At 64.1% G+C, this 18799-nt stretch carries 15 protein-coding genes; 4 read left to right on the forward strand and 11 right to left on the reverse strand.

The window, feature by feature from the left end; all coding sequences use genetic code 11:
• Window positions 1-146: 146 nt before the first annotated feature.
• Window positions 147-353 carry a hypothetical protein gene (locus tag NKI38_RS02740; protein ID WP_352654578.1) on the forward strand — a complete coding sequence of 69 codons (207 nt, stop codon included), beginning with the start codon at window positions 147-149 and terminating at the stop codon, window positions 351-353.
• A 4-nt stretch (window positions 354-357) separates the two neighbouring features.
• On the opposite strand, the gene NKI38_RS02745 is transcribed toward NKI38_RS02740, so the two are convergent.
• The 9 genes from NKI38_RS02745 to NKI38_RS02785 all read right to left on the reverse strand — a co-directional run bounded on the left by NKI38_RS02745 (window position 358) and on the right by NKI38_RS02785 (window position 13414).
• Complete coding sequence (locus NKI38_RS02745; RefSeq protein WP_352654579.1) at window positions 358-618, reverse strand: hypothetical protein; 261 nt, start codon at window positions 616-618, stop codon at window positions 358-360.
• Between the two features lie 162 nt (window positions 619-780).
• Window positions 781-2295: an L-piperidine-6-carboxylate dehydrogenase gene (amaB, locus tag NKI38_RS02750; protein ID WP_352654580.1), complete on the reverse strand. Its 1515-nt coding sequence runs from the start codon at window positions 2293-2295 to the stop codon at window positions 781-783.
• 184 nt (window positions 2296-2479) lie between these two features.
• Window positions 2480-3754: an RNA polymerase sigma factor gene (locus NKI38_RS02755; RefSeq protein ID WP_352634884.1), complete on the reverse strand. Its 1275-nt coding sequence runs from the start codon at window positions 3752-3754 to the stop codon at window positions 2480-2482.
• Window positions 3751-4125, reverse strand: coding sequence for a YciI family protein (locus NKI38_RS02760; protein ID WP_352654582.1), 375 nt, complete (start codon window positions 4123-4125; stop codon window positions 3751-3753). The genes NKI38_RS02755 and NKI38_RS02760 overlap by 4 nt, the downstream gene beginning before the upstream one ends.
• A 108-nt stretch (window positions 4126-4233) precedes the next feature.
• Window positions 4234-5340, reverse strand: a complete 1107-nt coding sequence (locus NKI38_RS02765; RefSeq protein ID WP_352654584.1) for a DNA topoisomerase IB — start codon at window positions 5338-5340, stop codon at window positions 4234-4236.
• 99 nt (window positions 5341-5439) lie between these two features.
• Entirely contained in the window at window positions 5440-6324 is an 885-nt protein-coding gene (locus NKI38_RS02770; protein WP_352654586.1) for a transglutaminase family protein, read from the reverse strand.
• Window positions 6325-6327: 3 nt separating this feature from the next.
• Window positions 6328-8739: a circularly permuted type 2 ATP-grasp protein gene (locus NKI38_RS02775; RefSeq protein WP_352654588.1), complete on the reverse strand. Its 2412-nt coding sequence runs from the start codon at window positions 8737-8739 to the stop codon at window positions 6328-6330.
• 6 nt (window positions 8740-8745) lie between these two features.
• A complete protein-coding gene (locus tag NKI38_RS02780) occupies window positions 8746-12105 on the reverse strand; it encodes a transglutaminase family protein (protein ID WP_352654590.1) in 3360 nt (1119 codons plus the stop codon).
• Between the two features lie 112 nt (window positions 12106-12217).
• Complete coding sequence (locus NKI38_RS02785) at window positions 12218-13414, reverse strand: acyl-CoA dehydrogenase (RefSeq protein WP_352654592.1); 1197 nt, start codon at window positions 13412-13414, stop codon at window positions 12218-12220.
• 157 nt (window positions 13415-13571) lie between these two features.
• On the opposite strand from NKI38_RS02785, the gene NKI38_RS02790 reads away from it, so the two are divergent.
• From NKI38_RS02790 to NKI38_RS02800, 3 genes are read left to right on the forward strand one after another with little or no spacing between them, the layout of a single operon-like run.
• A complete protein-coding gene (locus NKI38_RS02790; RefSeq protein ID WP_352654594.1) occupies window positions 13572-14468 on the forward strand; it encodes a LysR family transcriptional regulator in 897 nt (298 codons plus the stop codon).
• Window positions 14469-14520: 52 nt separating this feature from the next.
• A complete protein-coding gene (locus NKI38_RS02795) occupies window positions 14521-14775 on the forward strand; it encodes a type II toxin-antitoxin system ParD family antitoxin (protein ID WP_352654596.1) in 255 nt (84 codons plus the stop codon).
• A 3-nt stretch (window positions 14776-14778) separates the two neighbouring features.
• Window positions 14779-15081 (forward strand): type II toxin-antitoxin system RelE/ParE family toxin, encoded by a 303-nt coding sequence (locus NKI38_RS02800; RefSeq protein ID WP_352654598.1) that lies wholly within the window; start codon window positions 14779-14781, stop codon window positions 15079-15081.
• Between the two features lie 61 nt (window positions 15082-15142).
• Here NKI38_RS02800 and NKI38_RS02805 read toward each other — a convergent pair whose 3' ends face one another.
• Together NKI38_RS02805 and NKI38_RS02810 are read right to left on the reverse strand one after the other, a co-directional pair.
• Window positions 15143-17467 (reverse strand): Tex family protein, encoded by a 2325-nt coding sequence (locus tag NKI38_RS02805; protein ID WP_352654600.1) that lies wholly within the window; start codon window positions 17465-17467, stop codon window positions 15143-15145.
• A 125-nt stretch (window positions 17468-17592) separates the two neighbouring features.
• Window positions 17593-18774 (reverse strand): serine hydrolase domain-containing protein, encoded by a 1182-nt coding sequence (locus NKI38_RS02810; RefSeq protein WP_352654602.1) that lies wholly within the window; start codon window positions 18772-18774, stop codon window positions 17593-17595.
• Between the last annotated feature and the right edge of the window lie 25 nt (window positions 18775-18799).

Consider the following 18799-nt stretch of genomic DNA (forward strand, 5'->3'; position numbering starts at 1 on the left):
CCTCAAGGTTCGACGAAAACTCGCCAATCTCAACGCCGATTATCTCGAAAATCTCATCCGTCAAAAATCAACGTTAACCTGAAGCGATTCCCCTGGCTCCCCCAGCAAGCAAATTATTTTATCCGCCCTTTGGAGTCCAACGCTTAATGGCTGCCTTCCTGGCGATCTCAGCGCGCCGCTCTGGCGTCATATTCTCGGCGCTTCTTTCCACCCTTCGCGCCAAGCGCTTTGGCGGCAGGGTCTTTGCCGTCGTCAATCACGTCGTCGGCTTCCTCGCCTGTGGCAATGCGCATGACGCGGACGGCATTGCCGATCACGTCGGCTGGGCGCTTCTGGCCTTTAGGTCCGGTTGATATGCTATTCCTCTTCGAACTTGCGAAGGTCACGTTCGATTTCTTTTATGATCTTTTTGCGCGCCTCAATCTCGGCCCGATCCGCCGGCTTGAGCCGCATACCTTGAACCCTATCCACAGTAGACTGGACTATGTCGCGCAGCTTACGGAGCTCTTCAAGCGCGTTGATTTGGCCGGTTTCCATTGTGCCTTCCTGATGCTTTCCGCTAAGCATATAGGGGTTCGGCTCGGCCCGGATCGCGACAAGCGCGCCGTCAAATTTCAAACTGAGACACTACCTGCGCGGCGGGTCACTGGCGCAAATCAGCACCATGGACAAATATGTACCATAGCTGAGGGCACGGAGTCAAGAAAAAATTCCTATCGTGAAAAAGCTGCCGGCACAAAAGCTGCCGACACCGCCGATACCCAACCCCCCGGCCCCTCGTCAGTCGATATCGAACGAGACGCCCTGGGCGAGCGGCAGCGCCTTGGAATAATTCACCGTGTTGGTGGCGCGCCGCATATAGGCCTTCCACGCATCGGAGCCGCTCTCGCGGCCGCCGCCGGTTTCCTTTTCGCCGCCAAAGGCACCACCGATCTCGGCGCCCGAGGTGCCGATGTTGACATTGGCAATGCCGCAGTCCGACCCATCGACACCGAGGAAGCGCTCGGACTCCTGCAGGTCGCGGGTGAAGATCGACGACGACAGGCCGGCGCCCACCGCATTGTGCTCGTCGAGCACGGTGTCGAAATCCGAATATTTCATCACATAGAGGATTGGCGCGAAGGTTTCTTCCGTTACAGGGGCCACCTGCTTGGGCATTTCGACGAGCGCCGGATGCACGTAATAGGCATCCGGGTGACCATTCTCGACCCTTGCGCCGCCGGTCACCTTGCCACCGTGGGCGGCGGCTTCCTTCAGCGCCTTCTGCATGGCATCGAAGGCCGCCTTGTCGATCAACGGCCCGACCAGCGAAGAGGTCTCCAGCGGATTGCCGACCGAGACGCTCTCGTAAGCCTTCTTGAGACGTGGAACCAGGGCGTCGTAGACGCTGTCATGCACGAACAGGCGCCGCAGCGTCGTGCAGCGCTGGCCCGCCGTGCCCATCGCACCAAAGGCAATCGCGCGCAGCGCCATGTCGAGATCGGCGGTTGGGCAGACGATGCCGGCATTGTTGCCGCCGAGTTCCAGCACCGCGCGCGCAAAGCGCTTGGCCAGGCGCGGGCCGACATCGCGGCCCATCCGCGTTGAACCGGTGGCCGATACCAGCGGCACCTTGGGATGGTCGACCAGAATCTCGCCGACGGCACGGTCGCCGATCAGCACGGGCGCCAGTCCCTCAGGTGCATCCGCACCGAAGCGCTTTACCGCGCGTGCAAAGATAGCCTCGCAGGCAAGTGCCGTCAGCGGCGTCTTCTCCGACGGCTTCCACACCACCGCGTCGCCGCAGACCAGCGCCAGTGCTGCGTTCCACGACCACACCGCGACCGGGAAGTTGAAGGCGGAAATGACGCCGACTACGCCGAGCGGATGCCAGGTTTCCATCATGCGATGGCCCGGGCGCTCGGTGGCGATGGTCAGGCCGTACAATTGCCGGGAGAGGCCGACGGCGAAATCGCAGATGTCGATCATCTCCTGCACTTCGCCGAGCCCCTCGGACGGGATCTTGCCGACCTCGATCGAGACCAGCCGGCCAAGCTCGGCCTTGTGCGCGCGCAACTCCTCGCCGAGCAACCGCACCAGTTCGCCGCGGCGCGGGCCCGGCACCATCCGCCACGCCTGGAAGGCCTTGTGCGCGGCATCGATGGTTTTGGCTGCATCGGCGGGCGAGATCGTCTTCAGCACCGCGATCTGCTCGCCCGTCACCGGGCTGCGCACCATCAGGTCACCGCCGACAAGTGCCTCCTTGGCCACACCCAGTTTCGTCAGAAGCTCCGTCGTTTCCGTCGCTATCGTCATTTTTGTCCCTTTCAGATCCGTCGCCATCAATCATATGACGTCGGTCGAAGCCTCATGTCGCCCGCGTGCCGGTCGGCACTTCGGGCACAGTCATGGCGTGGCATTACTCGTTTCAGGGAAGAATCGCCACCCCGGCATGGTCCAAGCCCTGGCGACACGATTGAGCCAGACGGGTAGACGGCGTTCAGTTTGCCTTTTGCGTCGGTGCGCGAACGGCACCGTCCTTCATCAGCCGGTCGATATGCATGCGGATATGGGCGGCTTCCGCCGCTGTGTTGGCAAGCGCAATGGCGCGGTCGAAGGCAACACGCGCCTCCTCCCCCCGGTCAAGCTGCATCAGAAGGCCACCCTTGAGGCCGAAGAAGTGGAAATAGCCGGAAAGCCGTTCTTCCAGCGGCTCGATCATGGCGAGGGCCTCTGCCGGACCACGCACCTTCGAGACCGCGACAGCCCGGTTGAGCGTGATCACCGGTGATGGCTGCATCTGCTCGAGCAAGCGATAGAGCAGGTCGATCTCGTTCCAGTCGGTGTCCTCGGCCTTCTCGGCCCGTGCATGCAGCGCGGCAATGGCTGCCTGCACCTGATAGGGGCCGGGCTTGCGATGGCGCAGCGCCTTGTCGACCAGTGCCAGCCCCTCATCGATCATCTTGCGGCTCCACAGGCCGCGATCCTGATCCTCGAGCAGCACGATTTCGCCGCTCTCGTCGAAACGGGCCGGTGCGCGCGCATGCTGCAGAAGCAACAGCGCCGTCAGCCCCATGATCTCCGGCTCGGTCTGGAACAGCCGCAGCAACAGCCGCGCCAGCCGGATCGCCTCTTCGCACAGCGGTGCGCGGGCCGGCGCCTCGCCGCTATTGGTCGAATAGCCTTCGTTGAAGATCAGGTAGACCATGGCGGCGACAGCGGCGAGCCGTTCCGACCGCTCGACCGCGCCCGGCGTCTCGAACGGCACGCCGGCGTCCGCAATGCGCGCCTTGGCGCGGGTGATGCGCTGCTCCATGGCGCTTTCGCCAACCAGGAAGGCGCGCGCGATCTGCTTGACGGTAAGGCCCGAGACAATCCGCAGCGCCACCGCGATCTGCTGCGTTGCCGGCAGATCGGGATGGCAGCAGATGAACAGCAGCCGCAATATGTCATCGCGATAATGCGCTCCGTCCAGCCGCTCGGCGATATCGCTCTCGGCGTCTTCCAGATCCGAGATCTGGTCTTCCTCCGGCATCGGCGCCTGCTTGGCGCGCTTGCGCACCGCATCGATGCCGCTGTTGCGACCGACAAAGATCAGCCAGGCCGCGGGATCACGCGGCGGCCCGTTCTGCGGCCAGTTCTTGATGGCCCTGAGGCACGCATCCTGGAAAGCTTCCTCCGCCGTGTCGAGATCACGGAAATAACGCAGCAGCGCGCCCATCGCCTGCGGGCGGGCGGCGCTGATGGCAGAGCTGATCCAGGCAAGTTCGGTCATGCCGGAACCTTGGTGGGGTTGAAGACCGAGACCGGCCGTATCTCATAGGAGCCGCCGCTCGGATTGACCTCGGAAAGTTCGCGGGCGAACTCCACGGCCTCGTCGAGATCGGCGCATTCGAGCGTATAGAAGCCGAGGAATTGTTCCTTGGTCTCGGCAAACGGACCGTCGATGACGACCGCTTCGCCCTTGACCTTTCTCAGCGTCGTCGCCGCGGTCGTCGGCAAAAGTCGCGCCACCGGGCCAAGCCGGCCGGCCTTGGCATACTTGTCCTGGACATCGAGGAGATTGGCCATGACCTCGTCGTCCTGTGCCTTGCTCCAGGAGCAGACGACATCTTCGGAAGCATAGCAGAGGATTGCGTAGAGCATGGCTGGTCCTTTTCTCTGTCAAAGGACGAAACAGTAAGACCGATCCCGACACGGCGTCGATAAAAAAATCCCGAGGCGGCGGATTTGGCGACGCTCCGTCGCTGCCGGTCAGCTTTCGTGCAGCTTCAGCCATCGCAGCACGAGCGCTTCCTCGTCGTCCAGACCATCGATCGAGCGCTTATACCTGTTGGCCTGCGCCATTTCGTCCAGCAATCGCCCCTTTGACCATGCTTCGAAGACCTGCGGATGGATGTAGCATTTGCGGCAGACGGCACGCGTGTTGCCCAGCCGCTCGGCAACCTTGTCGATGACGCTGTTCATCACCCGCTTTTGCTGTGCCTGGCTTTCCGGCAATTCCGTCCGTGCAAACAGCGACGCGGCATGGATGGTGCCGCCCCATGTGCGGAAATGCTTCGAACTGAACGCATCGCCGGCGGCCTCGCGGATATAGCGGTTGACGTCCTCGGAGCGGACCGGCCGCCTGCCGCCGTCCTCATCGAGATACTGGAACAGCTTCTGGCCCGGCAGGTCCTGCGCGCCGCGCACGATTCCAGCGATCCGGCGGTCGATCAGCTTCAGCTTCCATTCCTTGCCGGACTTGCCCTGGAAGGCAAACCGCAGGCTTGAACCGACGATATCGACATGGCGGTCGCGCAACGTGGTCAGCCCGAAGCTCTTGTTGTCGCGGGCGTAGGCGGCATTGCCGATCCGGATCATCGTGTTGTCGAGCAGCCAGACGACCGCGGCGACGACACGCTCGGGCGGCAGACCACGACGGCGCAGATCGTTGTCGATCCTGCGCCGCAGTTTTGGCAGGCTTTCGGCAAAGGCGACAAGGCTCGAATATTTGGCGCCGTCGCGTTCTTCGGCCCATTGCGGATGGTAGCGGTATTGCTTGCGTCCGCGCAGGTCCCTGCCCGTTGCCTGGATATGGCCGTCGGCGTCGGGCGAAATCCACACATCCGTCCAGGCCGGCGGAATGACGATTGCCTCGATACGCGCCCTGGTAGCATCGGCAACGGGCCGCCCATCCGGCCCCTTGTAGGAAAATCCCTTGCCTGTCTTCAGCCGCCGGATACCCGGCTCGGCATCACTGACATAGGTAAGCGACGCGTGATCGGCCGAGCTTTGCGACCCGTTCTTCGGCGTGCCATTTTTCGGCACGGCGTCTCCATCAGCCGACCGGCTGTGCGACAATCCGGATTTCTGCAGCATGTCAGCTCCACGAAAATATCCGTAGATAAGCCACTGGCCGATTGCTGGTTCCACGCATGGTCGGAAAAGCCGGGGCGGGCGAGAGCGCCGGCCCGAAGCTCACGCCTTTTCGAGCACGACCGGGATGACGTCGACAGCTTGCTCGCCGACCTGTCCCCCCGTGGTCTTGAGAACGCCCACGATCGGTGCCACGTCCGAGTAGTCGCGGCCGTAACCGACGGTGATGTGGTCGTTGCTGGCCCGCATGCCGTTGGTCGGATCGAATTCCTGCCAGCCGGCGTCGCGACCGCACCAGACCTTGACCCAGGCATGCATGGCATCGGCGCCTTCCAGCCGGGGTTTGCCCTTCGGCTGGATGGTGCGCAGGAAGCCGCTGACATAGCCGGCCGGAATGCCGAGTCCGCGCAGGCCGGCGATCATGATGTGCGAAAAATCCTGGCAGACACCGCGCTTCAGCTTGAAGGCATCGCTGGCCCGGGTTCGCACCGTTGTCGCTTCGCCGTCGTAGGTGAAATCGCGATGGATGCGATTGCACAGGTTCATCGCCGTGCCGGCGGCAGAGCCGCCGATGCTGTCGCGCGCATAGCCGGTGATCGCAGCATCAATGCCGGCATGAGTGCTGGCCGTCAGGAAATGGTGCGGTGTATCAGGTGCCAGCGACCGCACGGCGGCGAGTTCCTGCCTGAGCCGGCTAATATCGGGTGACACGTCGAGCCCAGGCTCGGGCCGCGACACCGATACGCGTGCGCTCATCCTTATGTCGAGCGTCTCATGCGCCTCGCGGAAGGCGATCGAGGTGACGTTGTTGCCGAAGAAGTCGGAAAAATCAGAACGCTCGTTGGGCGCCGGCGCAAAGGACAGGGATGCGGCGATGACGCGCTGAACGCCGGATATCGTCGACGGCAGCACACGGATCTGATGGCGGCCGCCACCGGCCGCCGCGGCATAGTCGTAATGCAGATGAAGCCTGATGTCGTAAAGCATGCTTTATCCGAAATAGGCTTTGGCGAGGCTGTTGTAGAGGCCGCCGATTTCGTGGGCGAGATCGTCCAGCGCCTTCGCCGTCATGTCCGAAGGCTCCTTGATGGCGATCTGGGTGTTGAGCTGCAGGATTTCCTTCGCCGCCGGCGACATGTGCCCCTCCCCGCCGAGCGACGGCAACAGGCCGATCTCGGCCTTCAGCCTTTCGAGCTGGAACAGGATGGAGCGCGGATTGAGCGGGTCGAGCGCCAAGAGATCGATCACCGTGCGCCGGCCGGCCTGCACCGGATATTGCCGGCGGTGGGTCATCACGCTGTCGCCGATCTCCAGCATCATGTCGAGCGCGCCGTCCGGCGCCTTGGCGCTGGTCAGCCGGGATAAAGTGCGGGCGATCTGGATGCCGCGCTCCAGCCGGCGGCCGATCTCGAGAAAGCGCCAGCCGGCGAAGCGGTACATGTTCTCGTGCAGCAGGCCGGAAAAGCCGGCGAGCTTGCGCAGGATGACCGTCATCGCCCGGGTCGCGTCGTCGCCCGGCGCCACCGTCGTTGCGAACTGATGGATGGTCTTCGACAGGTCCTTCAGCGCCAGCCAGCCATCGGGCGAGAAGCGGTCGCGGATCTGCCCGGCGCTGTAGACCGCACTGTCCAGCGTACCGATCAGTCCTGACGGGATCGCCGTCTCGACGTCGATGCCGAAAGGTTCGAGATAATCCCTGATGTCGGCGAGCAGCGGCATGTCCGGATCGGACGTCTCGGCCAGCCGCACATGATAGGCGCGCAGGATACGCACCGTGTCTTCCGAGCGCTCGATGTAGCGTCCGAGCCAAGTCAGGTTCTCCGCCGCACGGCTGGGCAGGCTGCCGGGCCTGGTGCGGGTGAAACTGTCGCCTTCTTGCGGCAGCAGCGTCTCTCGCTCCACCGGTTTGTCGCTGACAACCCAGACATCCGCTGCCTGGCCGCCACGCTGCATGGCGATCGCCGTCGGGTCGAGCGACAGGCCGACGCGGGCAAATCCCCCCGGCATCACCGTCCAGCCTTCGGGTGTTCGCGCCAGGTAGACGCGCAGGCTCGCCGGCCGCGGCTCCAGCCAGCCACCGACATAGACGGGCGTCGTCGAAAGCGTCACTGCTTCCTGGCCAACAAAGTCGCCGCCATCGCGTTCGATGCGCGACACAAGCTCCGCCCGCTCCCCGGCGGACAGCGCTGAGCCAAGCTTCGTCTGGTCGTCATCCTCGAAGGCCAGCCTCGTCGACAGCGCCGGGCCGACCACCATGCGGTCGATGTTGGCCAGCACATGCGCGCGCTCGGTCGCTTGCCCGCACCACCATGTCGCGACACTTGGCAGCAACAATTCCTCGCCCCGCAAGGCGCGTGAAATCTTGGGCAGGAACGCGAGCAGCGCGCGCGTCTCCATCAGGCCCGAGCCCAGCGCATTGACGGTCGCAACCGCGCCCTGTCGGATCGCTTCGACCAGGCCCGGCGTGCCGATCTGCGAATCCGCGCGCAGTTCGAGCGGATCGGCGAAGGCGGCGTCGAGCCGCCGCCACAACACACTGATCGGCATCAGGCCGGAAACCGTGCGCACCATCAGCCTGCCGCCGGAAACGGTCAGATCCTCGCCTTCGAGCAGCATGATGCCGAGGTAGCGGGCGATGTAGGCGTGTTCGTAATAGGTTTCGTTGAGCGGCCCCGGCGTCAGGATGGCGACCCGGCCGTCGGTTTCCTTGGCCATACCGATCAGCGCGTCGCGAAAACGGCGGAAGAAGCCGGCAAGGCGGTGCACATGCATCTCGCCATAGATATCGGACAGTGCGCGCGTGGTGGCGACACGGTTCTCCAGCGCAAAGCCGGCGCCGGACGGCGCCTGGGTGCGGTCGCCAAGCACCCACCATTGGCCGTCAGGCCCGCGGCCGAGTTCGAAGGCACAGAAATGCAGGAAATGACCGCCGGCTGGCTTGGTGCCGACGACAGGCCGCAAATATTCGGGGCTGGCGGCGATCAATCCCGCCGGCAGGATGCCTTTCTCGACCAGCCGGTTCGGCCCGTAGATATCGGCGATGGTTTCCTCGAACAGTTCGGCGCGCTGCACGAGGCCGGCGCTGATCGCCGCCCACTCGCTCTCCTCGATGAGAACCGGGACATGCGCCAGCGGCCATTCGCGCTCATTGGCGCCGGCCTTGTCATAGACGCGGTAGTAGACGCCGGCATCGCGCAGATACTGGTCGGCGCGGGCGAAACGCTGGCCAAGCTTTTCAGGCCCCAGTTCGTCGAGCGCCTCGATAAAGTACTTCCAGGCCGGACGGGGATTGCCTGATGGATCGACCATCTCGTCGACGACCCCGTCGATCGGCTGGTAGTGCTCCAGCAGGCTGTGGATCTGCGGCTTGCCGCGTACCCTCTTGTGATTCCCCTTTGCCATCGTTGATCAGAGTCTTGCCGGCCGCCGAAGGTCAAGGGTCATCGGGAAATCTTCGGCGGGTTGTTCCTCACGCAGCACATAAGCGGACGGCGTATGGCCGCGCGGTTCGAAGCGGGCGAGACGCCGGGCCTCCGCCTCGTTGCCGTTGACCGGGAAGGTATCGTAGTTGCGCCCGCCCGGATGCGCGACATGGTAGACGCAGCCGCCGACCGCCCGGCCCGACCAGCGGTCATAGATATCGAAAACCAGCGGCGTGTTGACCGGCAGTGCCGGATGCAGACCGGAGGCCGGTTGCCAGGCCTTGAAGCGGACGCCCGCCACCGCCACTTCGCGGTTGTCGGTGACCTTCATCGGCACGATGCGACCGTTGCAGACGATCGCATGGCGTTCCGGATTGAGACCTTCGGTCTTGACCTGCAGCCGCTCGACCGAGGAATCGACGAAGCGCACGGTGCCGCCGATCGCGCCTTGCTCGCCCATGACATGCCATGGCTCCAGCGCCTGCCGCAGTTCCAGCTTGATGCCGGCATGCTGAACCTCGCCGCAGAACGGGAAGCGGAATTCGAGCTGAGCGTCGAACCATTCGGGTCTGAATTCGAAGCCATTGAGCTGGAGGTCCTCGAGCACGTCGAGAAAATCGGCCCAGACATAGTGCGGCAGCATGAAGCGGTCATGCAGCGAGGTGCCCCAGCGCACGAAACGGCCGTCGAGCGGGCTCTTCCACGCACGGGCAATGATCGCCCTGACAAGCAGTTGCTGCGCCAGGCTCATACGCGCATTGGGCGGCATCTCGAAACCGCGGAACTCGACAAGACCCAGCCGGCCGGTGGGTCCGTCCGGCGAGAACAGCTTGTCGATACAGATTTCCGAACGGTGCGTATTTCCGGTGACGTCGGTCAACAAATTGCGAAACAGTCGGTCGACCAGCCACGGCAAGGGTGCCGCGCCCTGGTCCGGATGCGGCACCTGCGCCATCGCGATCTCGAGCTCGTAGAGCGAGTCATGACGTGCCTCGTCGAAGCGCGGCGCCTGGCTGGTCGGGCCGATGAACAGGCCCGAGAACAGGTAGGATAGCGAGGGACGCCGCTGCCATTGCAGCACTAGGCTCTTCAACAGGTCCGGCCGGCGCAGGAACGGGCTGTCGTTGGGCGTCGCGCCGCCGACCACGACATGATTGCCGCCGCCGGTGCCGGTGTGACGGCCGTCGATCATGAACTTGTCGGCACCAAGCCGTGTCTGCCGCGCCTCCTCGTAGATCGCTGTTGTCGTCGCCACGCAATCCTGCCAGTTGGACGCCGGATGGATGTTGACCTCGATGACGCCGGGATCGGGCGCCACGCGGATGACGTTGAGGCGCGGATCGTGCGGCGGGCCGTAGCCCTCGATATGCACGGGAAGGCCGATCGCCTTTGCCGCGTTCTCGGCCGCCGCAACCAGTTCGAGATAGTCTTCAAGCGCTTCAACTGGCGGCATGAACACGCACAGCCGGCCGTCGCGCGGTTCGACCGAAAGCGCGGGGCGCCCCGCGCCGCCAATCTCGGTGATCTTCTGTTCGACGCGATCCTGCTGGCCGGTCGCCGCCGTGAAGGACGCCGCCTGCTGGCGGCGCGCCATCTCGTCGGCGCCTTCCAGTTCGGCCGGCGCCGTCCCCGGCAATATGGCTTCACGCGCGGGCAGCGGTCCCCGCGGCAGCGATGGATCGACCGGCACGATGTAGGGGAACTGCGCCGGCGGCACATAAGGCAGCGTGCCGAGCGGCAAGCGGTAGCCGACGGGTGAATCGCCCGGCACCAGGAACAGCCGGCCGCGCCGCGTCTGCCATTTTTCCGAGCGCCAGCGCGGCCCTGACGCCTGGCTGTTCCAGCGCTGCACGGGCAACACGTAACCCGACGGCTTGGTCAGCCCGCGTTCGAACACTTTCGCCATGCGGCTGCGTTCTTCCGGGTCCTCCAGCTTGGAGTTGGACGGATCGACATTGTCGGGCAGCTTGCCTTCCTTGAGCAGCCACTCAGCCGGATCCTCATAGGCTTCGCTGACCATGGTCTTGTCGATGCCGAGTTCGCCGGCAATCGCGGTGAGCAGGCTTTCGGCCTGTTTGGGGCCGATATCGGCCTCGCTCTTTTCGCGTGCGATCAGCGACGGATCGCTCCACACCGGCTGGCCATCGGTACGCCAGTAGAGCGAGAAGGTCCAGCGCGGCAGGCTTTCGCCCGGATACCATTTGCCCTGGCCATAGTGGAGAAAGCCGCCGGGCGCGAAACGCTCGCGCAGTTTCCGGATCAGTTCGTCGGCCTTTTCGCGCTTGGTCGGGCCGACGGCGGCGGTGTTCCACTCGGCCGACTCGAAATCGTCGATCGATACGAAGGTCGGCTCGCCGCCCATGGTCAGCCGCACGTCCCCCGCCGTAAGGGCTGCATCGACCTTGTTGCCCAGCGCGTCGAGCGCCTGCCAGCTCTCATCCGAGAACGGCTTGGTGATGCGCGGATGCTCGGCGATGCGGTCGACCCGCATCTCGAAGCCGAATTCGACATTGGCGAAGCTCGCCATGCCGGAAATCGGGGCTGCGTTGCGGAAATGCGGCGTTGCCGCCAGCGGCACATGGCTTTCGCCGGTTAGCAGGCCGGAGGTCGGATCGAAGCCGATCCAGCCCGCGCCCGGAAGATAAACCTCGCACCAGGCATGCAGGTCGGTGAAGTCGACGGCGGTTCCGGCTGGACCGTCCAGCGCAACCAGATCGGGCTTGAGCTGGATCAGGTAGCCGGAAACGAAGCGCGCGGCGATGCCGAGATTGCGCAGGATCTGCACCAGCAGCCAGCTCGAATCGCGGCACGATCCCTTGGCGGCGGCCAGCGTTTCCTCCGGCGAGAACACGCCGGTCTCCATGCGCACGATATAGGCGATCTCGCGCTGCAGCCGCGCATTGAGGTCGACGAGGAAATTGACGGTATTCGGCGCGCTGCGGTCGATTGTCCCGAGCAAGGCCGAAAGCAACGGACCGGCCGGCTCCGGCGTCCGGTAGATGGCGAGATCGTCGCGTATCTCTTCCGGGTATTCGAACGGGAAGGCCTCGGCCGACGGCTCGACGAAGAAGTCGAACGGATTGTAGACCGTCATGTCAGCGACAAGGTCGACCTCGATCTTCAGCTCCGTCACCGGCTCGGGGAAGACGAAGCGGGCAAGAAAGTTGCCGTAGGGGTCCTGCTGCAAATTGACGAAGTGGTTCGCCGGCTCGACCTTGAGCGAATGGCTGAGCACCTTGGTGCGGGAATGCGGCGCAGGCTGCAGCCTGATGATCTGGGGCCCGAGAACCACCGGCCGGTCGTACTTGTAATGGGTCAGGTGGTAGACGGCTGCCAGAATTGCCATGGGGCCCCGGAATTCAGCGTTTCAAATGATTTCGCTGAACCCTGACACATCAGGCGGGCATTCTCCAAGCAGAGATGTTGCGGTGCACCTAATTTAAGCAGCTACCGAAGGCTCAGAAGAACGCCTGTATCCCCGTCTGCGCCCGTCCCAGGATCAGCGCATGCACGTCGTGCGTGCCCTCGTAGGTGTTGACCGTCTCCAGGTTCTGCGCGTGGCGCATGACGTGGTAGCCGATCTGGATGCCGTTGCCGCCATGCATGTCGCGGGCCTGGCGGGCGATGTCGAGCGCCTTGCCGCAATTGTTGCGCTTGACGATCGAGATCATTTCCGGCGCCATCTTGCCTTCGTCGAGCAACCGTCCGACGCGCAACGATGCCTGCAGTCCAAGCGCTATCTCGGTCTGCATGTCGGCGAGCTTCTTCTGGTAAAGCTGCGTGCCGGCCAACGGCTTGCCGAACTGCTTGCGGTCGAGGCCGTACTGGCGGGCGCGATGCCAGCAATCTTCCGCCGCACCCATCGAGCCCCAGGAAATGCCGTAGCGGGCCCGGTTGAGGCAGCCGAACGGGCCGCCAAGGCCCTTGGCGTTGGGCAACAGCGCATCCTCGCCGACTTCGACGCCTTCCATCACCACTTCGCCGGTGATCGATGCCCGCAGCGACAGCTTGCCACCGATCGTCGGCGCCGAAAGCCCCTTCATGCCCTTTTCCAGCACAAAGCCGCGGATCTCGTCCTTGCCGTTCTCGCCCTTCAACTTCGCCCAGACGACGAACACATCAGCGACCGGCGCGTTGGAAATCCACATCTTGGAGCCGGAGAGCCTGTAGCCGTTCGCGGTCTTCTCGGCGCGCGTCTTCATGCCGCCCGGGTCGGAGCCGGCATCCGGCTCGGTCAGGCCGAAACAGCCGATCCATTCGCCGCTTGCGAGCTTGGGCAGGTACTTCTTGCGCTGTTCGTCCGAGCCATAGGCATGGATCGGATACATCACCAGCGACGACTGCACCGACATCATCGAGCGATAGCCGGAGTCAACGCGTTCGACTTCCCGCGCGACCAGCCCGTAGGTCACATAGTTGGCGCCGAGCCCGCCGAATTCCTCTGGAATGTTGATGCCGAGCAGGCCGGCCTCGCCCATTTCGCGGAAGATCGCGGTGTCGAAGGTCTCGTTGAGATAGGCGTCCTCGATTCGAGGCGCCAGTCTGTCGGCGGCAAAGCCCGCAGCACCATCGCGCACCATGCGCTCGTCTTCCGAAAGCTGGTCCTCGATCAGGAACGGGTCTTCCCAGACGAATGCATTCTTGTCGGCGGCCATGGCGTTCTCCCAAACCAATGCACGTCGCCCAAAAAGTATCCAGCGGTTTTGGGATGACGACATGCGTGAAGCAAAATCTTGGTCCGGCTTATCGGCCCGCGCCCCGAAAAAATCAAACGAAATTGCTTCACCGATCAATGAGCGTTAGTAATGGATCATGAATGTCCAGCGCCGCCTTTTGCCCAACATCAGCGCCCTTGCCGCCTTCGAGGCTGTGGCCCGGCTCGGCAGCTTCACCGCTGCTGCCCAGGAGCTGGATCTGACGCAGGGCGCGGTCAGCCGGCAGATTAAATTGCTGGAAGATCAGTTCGGCCGCCGGCTGTTCGAACGCGACAGCCGCAATGTCAGGCTGTCGACGGCAGGGGAAATCTACGCCGAGGCGGTGCGCTCGGCCCTTGGCCAGTTGCGTGACGCGGCGCTTGGATTAATGAGCAATCGGCATAGCGGCATCCTGAACCTTGCCATATTGCCGACCTTCGGCACGCGCTGGCTTATGCCGATGATCCCCGACTTCGTCGAAAACAATCCCGATATCACCATCAACTTCGTCACCCGCGTCGGTCGCTTCGACTTCGCCAGGGAGAGGCTGGACGCCGCCATCCACTACGGGCTGCCGGACTGGCCGGACGCGGACGCGACGCTTCTGGTGCGCGAAACGGTGGCGCCGGTGGTGTCGCCCGAATTCCTCACCGGCCGCGCCATCGCCTCTCCGGCCGATATCGGCCGCCTGCCGCTGCTGCATATGGCGACGCGGCCCGGCGCCTGGACCGAATGGTTCGAGCATCAGGGGCTGAGCGCGCCGACCGGGCCCGGCATGCAATTCGAACAGTTAGGCACCGCTGCCCAGGCCTGCATGGCTGGCCTCGGCGTGGCGCTGTTGCCGCTGATCCTCATCGCAGGCGAATTGCATCGCGGCCAGCTCGTACTGGCGCCCGGCCAGCCGATGCAAAGCCGCAGTGCCTATTATCTCGTCGTGCCGCACGACAAGCGCGGCCATCCGCCGGTCGCCAGCTTTCGCGACTGGCTTGTCAAGCATGTAGGCCATCAGATTTGATTTGGCAGATTTATCAAAAATTGATAATATTGGATAAAAGGAAGGATAACTCGTGCCTGCAAGTTACAGCATCGGCCCCCGCTATGAGACATTGGTGCGCGAGTTGGTAGAGAGCGGCCGCTATGCCAGCGCCAGCGAAGTTGTGCGCGATAGCCTGCGCCTGCTGGAAGAGCGCGAAGAACAGCGCGAGGCAAAGCTTGCGGCGCTACGAGAGGACATTCGAAAAGGCGTGGAGAGTGGCCCGGGCATCCCGGCCGAACAGGTGTTTAAGCGACTGGAAGCAAAATACAGCGGCGGAAAGCCGTGAACAATGGCGGTCATATTTGCGCCAGCCGCCGCGCAGGACGTCGAAGAGATCGGCGATTACATCCTCGCTGAAAATCCCGCCGCGGCTCGACGCTTCATAGCTGCGCTCAGGGAACGCTGTGGCCGCATTGCAAACGCGCCACGCGGTGGCGTTCCCCAGCTGAGTCTATGGCCCGGCCTGCGCTCCATCGCATTTCAGCGCTATGTGATCTTCTACACCGCCGATGGCGATGACGTGCGTATCGAGCGCATTTTGCATGGTGCCCGCGACATCCCGGCCATTCTTGAGGGACGCAATGATTCTTGAACCCCCGCGTCGCATGAATCTCATCAAACGCGGACGTGCTAAGGGGCTGGTCGCAGAATAGTCATTTCCGCTTCAAGGCATCGGCCAGCGCCGCGCCGAACGCGCCTTGCTGTGCGGGCCGCTCCGGTTGGCGTTGAGGTGCCGGCGAGCGCGGCGCCGGCCTGCCGCCGCCATTGTCGCGCGGCCCACCTTTCGATGCACCACCCTCGCCGCCATCCTTGCGCATCGAAAGCGCGATACGCTTGCGCTTGATGTCGACGTCCACAACACGCACCTTCACCACGTCGCCTGCCTTGACCACTTCATGCGCGTCCTTGATGAACCGGTCGGCCAGTTGCGAGACATGCACCAGCCCGTCCTGATGGACGCCGATATCGACGAAGGCGCCGAAGGCGGCGACATTGGTGACCGTGCCTTCCAGCAGCATGCCGGGCTTCAGATCCTTGATGTCGTCGATGCCGTCGGCAAAGGTCGCCGTCTTGAAACCGGGACGCGGATCGCGGCCGGGCTTTTCCAGCTCCGCCAGGATATCGCGCACCGTTGGCAAGCCGAAACGCTCATCGACGAAGACGCGCGGGTCGAGCGCCTTCAGTGTTGCACTGTCTCCCATCAGCGAACGGACATCGCGCCCGCAGGCGGCGACGATCTTCTTCGCCACGCCATAAGCTTCGGGATGCACCGACGAGGCATCGAGCGGCTCGCTGCCATTGGCAATGCGCAGGAAGCCGGCGCTTTGCTCGAAGGCGCGTGGCCCGAGCCGAGGCACCTTCAGCAGGTCCTTCCGGCTGGCGAAGGGGCCGGTCGCATCGCGATGCGCAACGATGGCGTCCGCGAGCGATGCGCCAAGGCCAGACACGCGCGCCAGCAGCGGCGCCGAGGCGGTGTTGAGATCGACGCCGACGGCGTTGACGGCATCCTCCACCACCGCCTCCAGCGAACGGCCGAGCCGGTACTGGTCGACATCGTGCTGATACTGGCCGACGCCGATCGATTTTGGCTCGATCTTGACCAGTTCGGCCAGCGGATCCTGCAGCCGCCGCGCGATCGACACGGCGCCGCGCAGCGACACGTCGAGGCCAGGGAATTCCGCTGCCGCCGTCGCCGATGCCGAATAGACCGAGGCACCGGCTTCGCTGACGATCACCTTGAGCGGTTTCGGCCCGCCATCTGTCGGCATGTCGGACAGCATGTCGGCCACCAGCTTTTCCGTCTCGCGACTGCCGGTGCCGTTGCCGATCGAGATCAGCTCGACCTTGTGCAGGCGGATGAGCTTGGCGAGTTCCGCCTGCGTGCCGCGCACATCGTTCCTGGGCGGAAATGGATAGACCGTCGTCGTGGTCAGCACCTTGCCGGTCCCATCGACCACCGCCACCTTGACGCCGGTGCGGATGCCGGGGTCGAGCCCCATCGTGGCGCGCGAGCCGGCGGGGGCCGCGAGCAGCAAATCCTTCAAATTGCGGGCAAAGACATGGATCGCTTCCTCTTCCGCCCGTTCACGCAGATCGCGCATCAAATCGAGCGTCAGGTGCAGCGACAGCTTTATGCGCCAGGTCCAGCCGGCGACCTCCATCAGCCAGCGATCGCCCGGCAGGCTGCCGCCGATGGCATAGGCATTGGCGATCATCCGTTCGACCGGCTTCACCGGGGAGGTGTCGTCGGCATCGACCTCGATGTCGAGCGACAGCACTTCCTCGTTGCGGCCGCGCAGCATGGCCAGCGCGCGATGGCTCGGCACATTTGCCCAGCGCTCGACATGGTCGAAATAGTCGGAGAATTTCGCGCCGGCCTCTTGCTTGCCGTCGACCACCCTGGCCCGCATGAAGGCGCGTTCCTTCATGTGGGTGCGCAGTTTGCCGACCAGATCGGCATTCTCGGCGAACTGTTCCGACAGGATGTCGCGCGCGCCATCGAGGGCGGCTTTGGCGTCGGCCACCTCTTCGCTGACATAGGCCAGCGCCAGTTCGGCCGGGACGAGCGAACGGTCGGCAAGAATGGCTTCGGCCAATGGTCCCAGCCCGCGCTCCCTGGCGATCTCGGCCTTGGTGCGTCGCTTGGGCTTGTAGGGCAGATAGATGTCTTCCAGTTCCGCCTTGGTCGTGGCGGCGACGATCTTGCCCTCGAGTTCCGCGGTCAGCTTGCCCTGCTCGCGGATGGAGCCAAGGATGGTGTCGCGACGCGCATCGAGCTCGCGCAGATAGGCAAGCCGTTCGGCAAGGTCGCGCAACTGTGTGTCGTCCAGTCCGCCGGTGACTTCCTTGCGGTAGCGCGCCACGAATGGCACCGTCGCGCCCTCATCCAGCAAGCCGATCGCCGCCGCTGCCTGTTCAGGCCGCGCGGCGATCTCGGCCGCGATGATGGCTGCAATGCGCTTGATGTCGGATGCCATGTCGTTCCTGCCCTCGTCGAAAGAGCGGCGACCATAGGCGCAGACGCTCGGTCAGCCAACCGCCGCGCTTTGATCAGCCCGGCGGGTCCACAGGAATGCGCATGCTAATGCGGCGACCCAGGCGCTCAGACCATGCGGCTCAGCGCCTCGAAGAAGGCGACGATCTCGACATCGAGCGGATCGTCGACCGGCTCCGGCTGCGACGACATCTTGGCGATCACCACTTCGGCCTTTGGGTCAACATAGAGCCACTGGCCGTGGATGCCGATGCCGCAATAGGCGCCGTTCTCGTGTCCAGTCTGGTACCATTTGTTGCGGTAACGGCCGTTCGGGAACAGCGGCAGCATCGTGCCTCGCTGCCAGGCTTCCGCACTGCCGCCGGTAGCAACCGTATCGCGCACCCAGGCTTCCGGCACGATGCGGCGGCCATTGGCCGTGCCGCCTTGCCGCATCATCTCGCCGACACGCGCCAGATCACGCGGCGTCACCGAAATGCCACCGGCGGTGCGCGCTGTGCCTTCCATATCGACGCCGATCGAGGCTTCGCTGATAGCGCCAAGCGGCAGCCACAATTTCTCGCGCATCAGGTCGGCGAAGCGCTGGCCGGATGCTCGTTCGAGCAGCAGGCCGAGCAGGTCGGAATTGGGCGAACGGTAGCGGAAGGTCTGGCCATGCGGCTCGGCCAGGCGCTGCAGAGTCAAGATGAATTCCCGCAGGCTCTCCGTGCCGCCGCCAGGATTCCACAGCGTGGCGCGGCGATAGCGGGCGAAAGCGCTCTCCGGATCGAGATAGGCTTCCTCGAAATCAAGGCTGACGCTCATGTCGAGCACATGCCGCACGCTCGCATCGCCATAGGCCGAGCCGGCGGCTTCCGGAATGTAATGCGTCACCGGCGCTTCTGGGTCGAACCCACCCTCGCCTTCCAGTATGCCGGCGACGATCGCCGTCAGCGACTTGCTGATCGAAAAGATGATGTGGCGGGCGCCGAAATCCATATGCGGAGCGAACCAGTCGCCGATGATCTTGCCGCCCTTCATCACCGTCAGCGCATCGGTGCTCGAACGTCCGAGAAATTCAGCCACCGTCTCCGGCACGCTGGCGATCGTGACCTTCTCGTCAAGCAGGCCGCCCATGTCCCGGACCGTCGTCTCGACACCAGCCGGTGCCGCCGCCACGCGGGCGGTTGGCACCAGTTCGCCGAGATTCTGGAACGACCACCGGTTGAACGGGTTCTCGCGCCAGTTGGCGAGTAGCACCTCGTTGCGACGGAAGCCGTAGCGGGTCTCGAACGCGGTCTTGCCGGTCATGGCCGTTCCTTCCGGGTCGTTTCTT

Origin of the sequence: Mesorhizobium sp. M0621 (genome assembly GCF_040320745.1) — a bacterium.
Classification (GTDB): Bacteria; Pseudomonadota; Alphaproteobacteria; order Rhizobiales; family Rhizobiaceae; genus Mesorhizobium.

Excerpts from the sequence above, each read along its gene's own strand:
- NKI38_RS02740 (WP_352654578.1), top strand. The coding sequence starts at position 147 with ATGGCTGCCTTCCTGGCGATCTCAGCGCGCCGCTCTGGCGTCATATTC.
- amaB (WP_352654580.1), bottom strand. The coding sequence starts at position 2,295 with ATGACGATAGCGACGGAAACGACGGAGCTTCTGACGAAACTGGGTGTG.
- NKI38_RS02755 (WP_352634884.1), bottom strand. The coding sequence starts at position 3,754 with ATGACCGAACTTGCCTGGATCAGCTCTGCCATCAGCGCCGCCCGCCCG.
- NKI38_RS02760 (WP_352654582.1), bottom strand. The coding sequence starts at position 4,125 with ATGCTCTACGCAATCCTCTGCTATGCTTCCGAAGATGTCGTCTGCTCC.
- NKI38_RS02765 (WP_352654584.1), bottom strand. The coding sequence starts at position 5,340 with ATGCTGCAGAAATCCGGATTGTCGCACAGCCGGTCGGCTGATGGAGAC.
- NKI38_RS02770 (WP_352654586.1), bottom strand. The coding sequence starts at position 6,324 with ATGCTTTACGACATCAGGCTTCATCTGCATTACGACTATGCCGCGGCG.
- NKI38_RS02775 (WP_352654588.1), bottom strand. The coding sequence starts at position 8,739 with ATGGCAAAGGGGAATCACAAGAGGGTACGCGGCAAGCCGCAGATCCAC.
- NKI38_RS02780 (WP_352654590.1), bottom strand. The coding sequence starts at position 12,105 with ATGGCAATTCTGGCAGCCGTCTACCACCTGACCCATTACAAGTACGAC.
- NKI38_RS02785 (WP_352654592.1), bottom strand. The coding sequence starts at position 13,414 with ATGGCCGCCGACAAGAATGCATTCGTCTGGGAAGACCCGTTCCTGATC.
- NKI38_RS02790 (WP_352654594.1), top strand. The coding sequence starts at position 13,572 with ATGAATGTCCAGCGCCGCCTTTTGCCCAACATCAGCGCCCTTGCCGCC.
- NKI38_RS02800 (WP_352654598.1), top strand. The coding sequence starts at position 14,779 with ATGGCGGTCATATTTGCGCCAGCCGCCGCGCAGGACGTCGAAGAGATC.
- NKI38_RS02805 (WP_352654600.1), bottom strand. The coding sequence starts at position 17,467 with ATGGCATCCGACATCAAGCGCATTGCAGCCATCATCGCGGCCGAGATC.
- NKI38_RS02810 (WP_352654602.1), bottom strand. The coding sequence starts at position 18,774 with ATGACCGGCAAGACCGCGTTCGAGACCCGCTACGGCTTCCGTCGCAAC.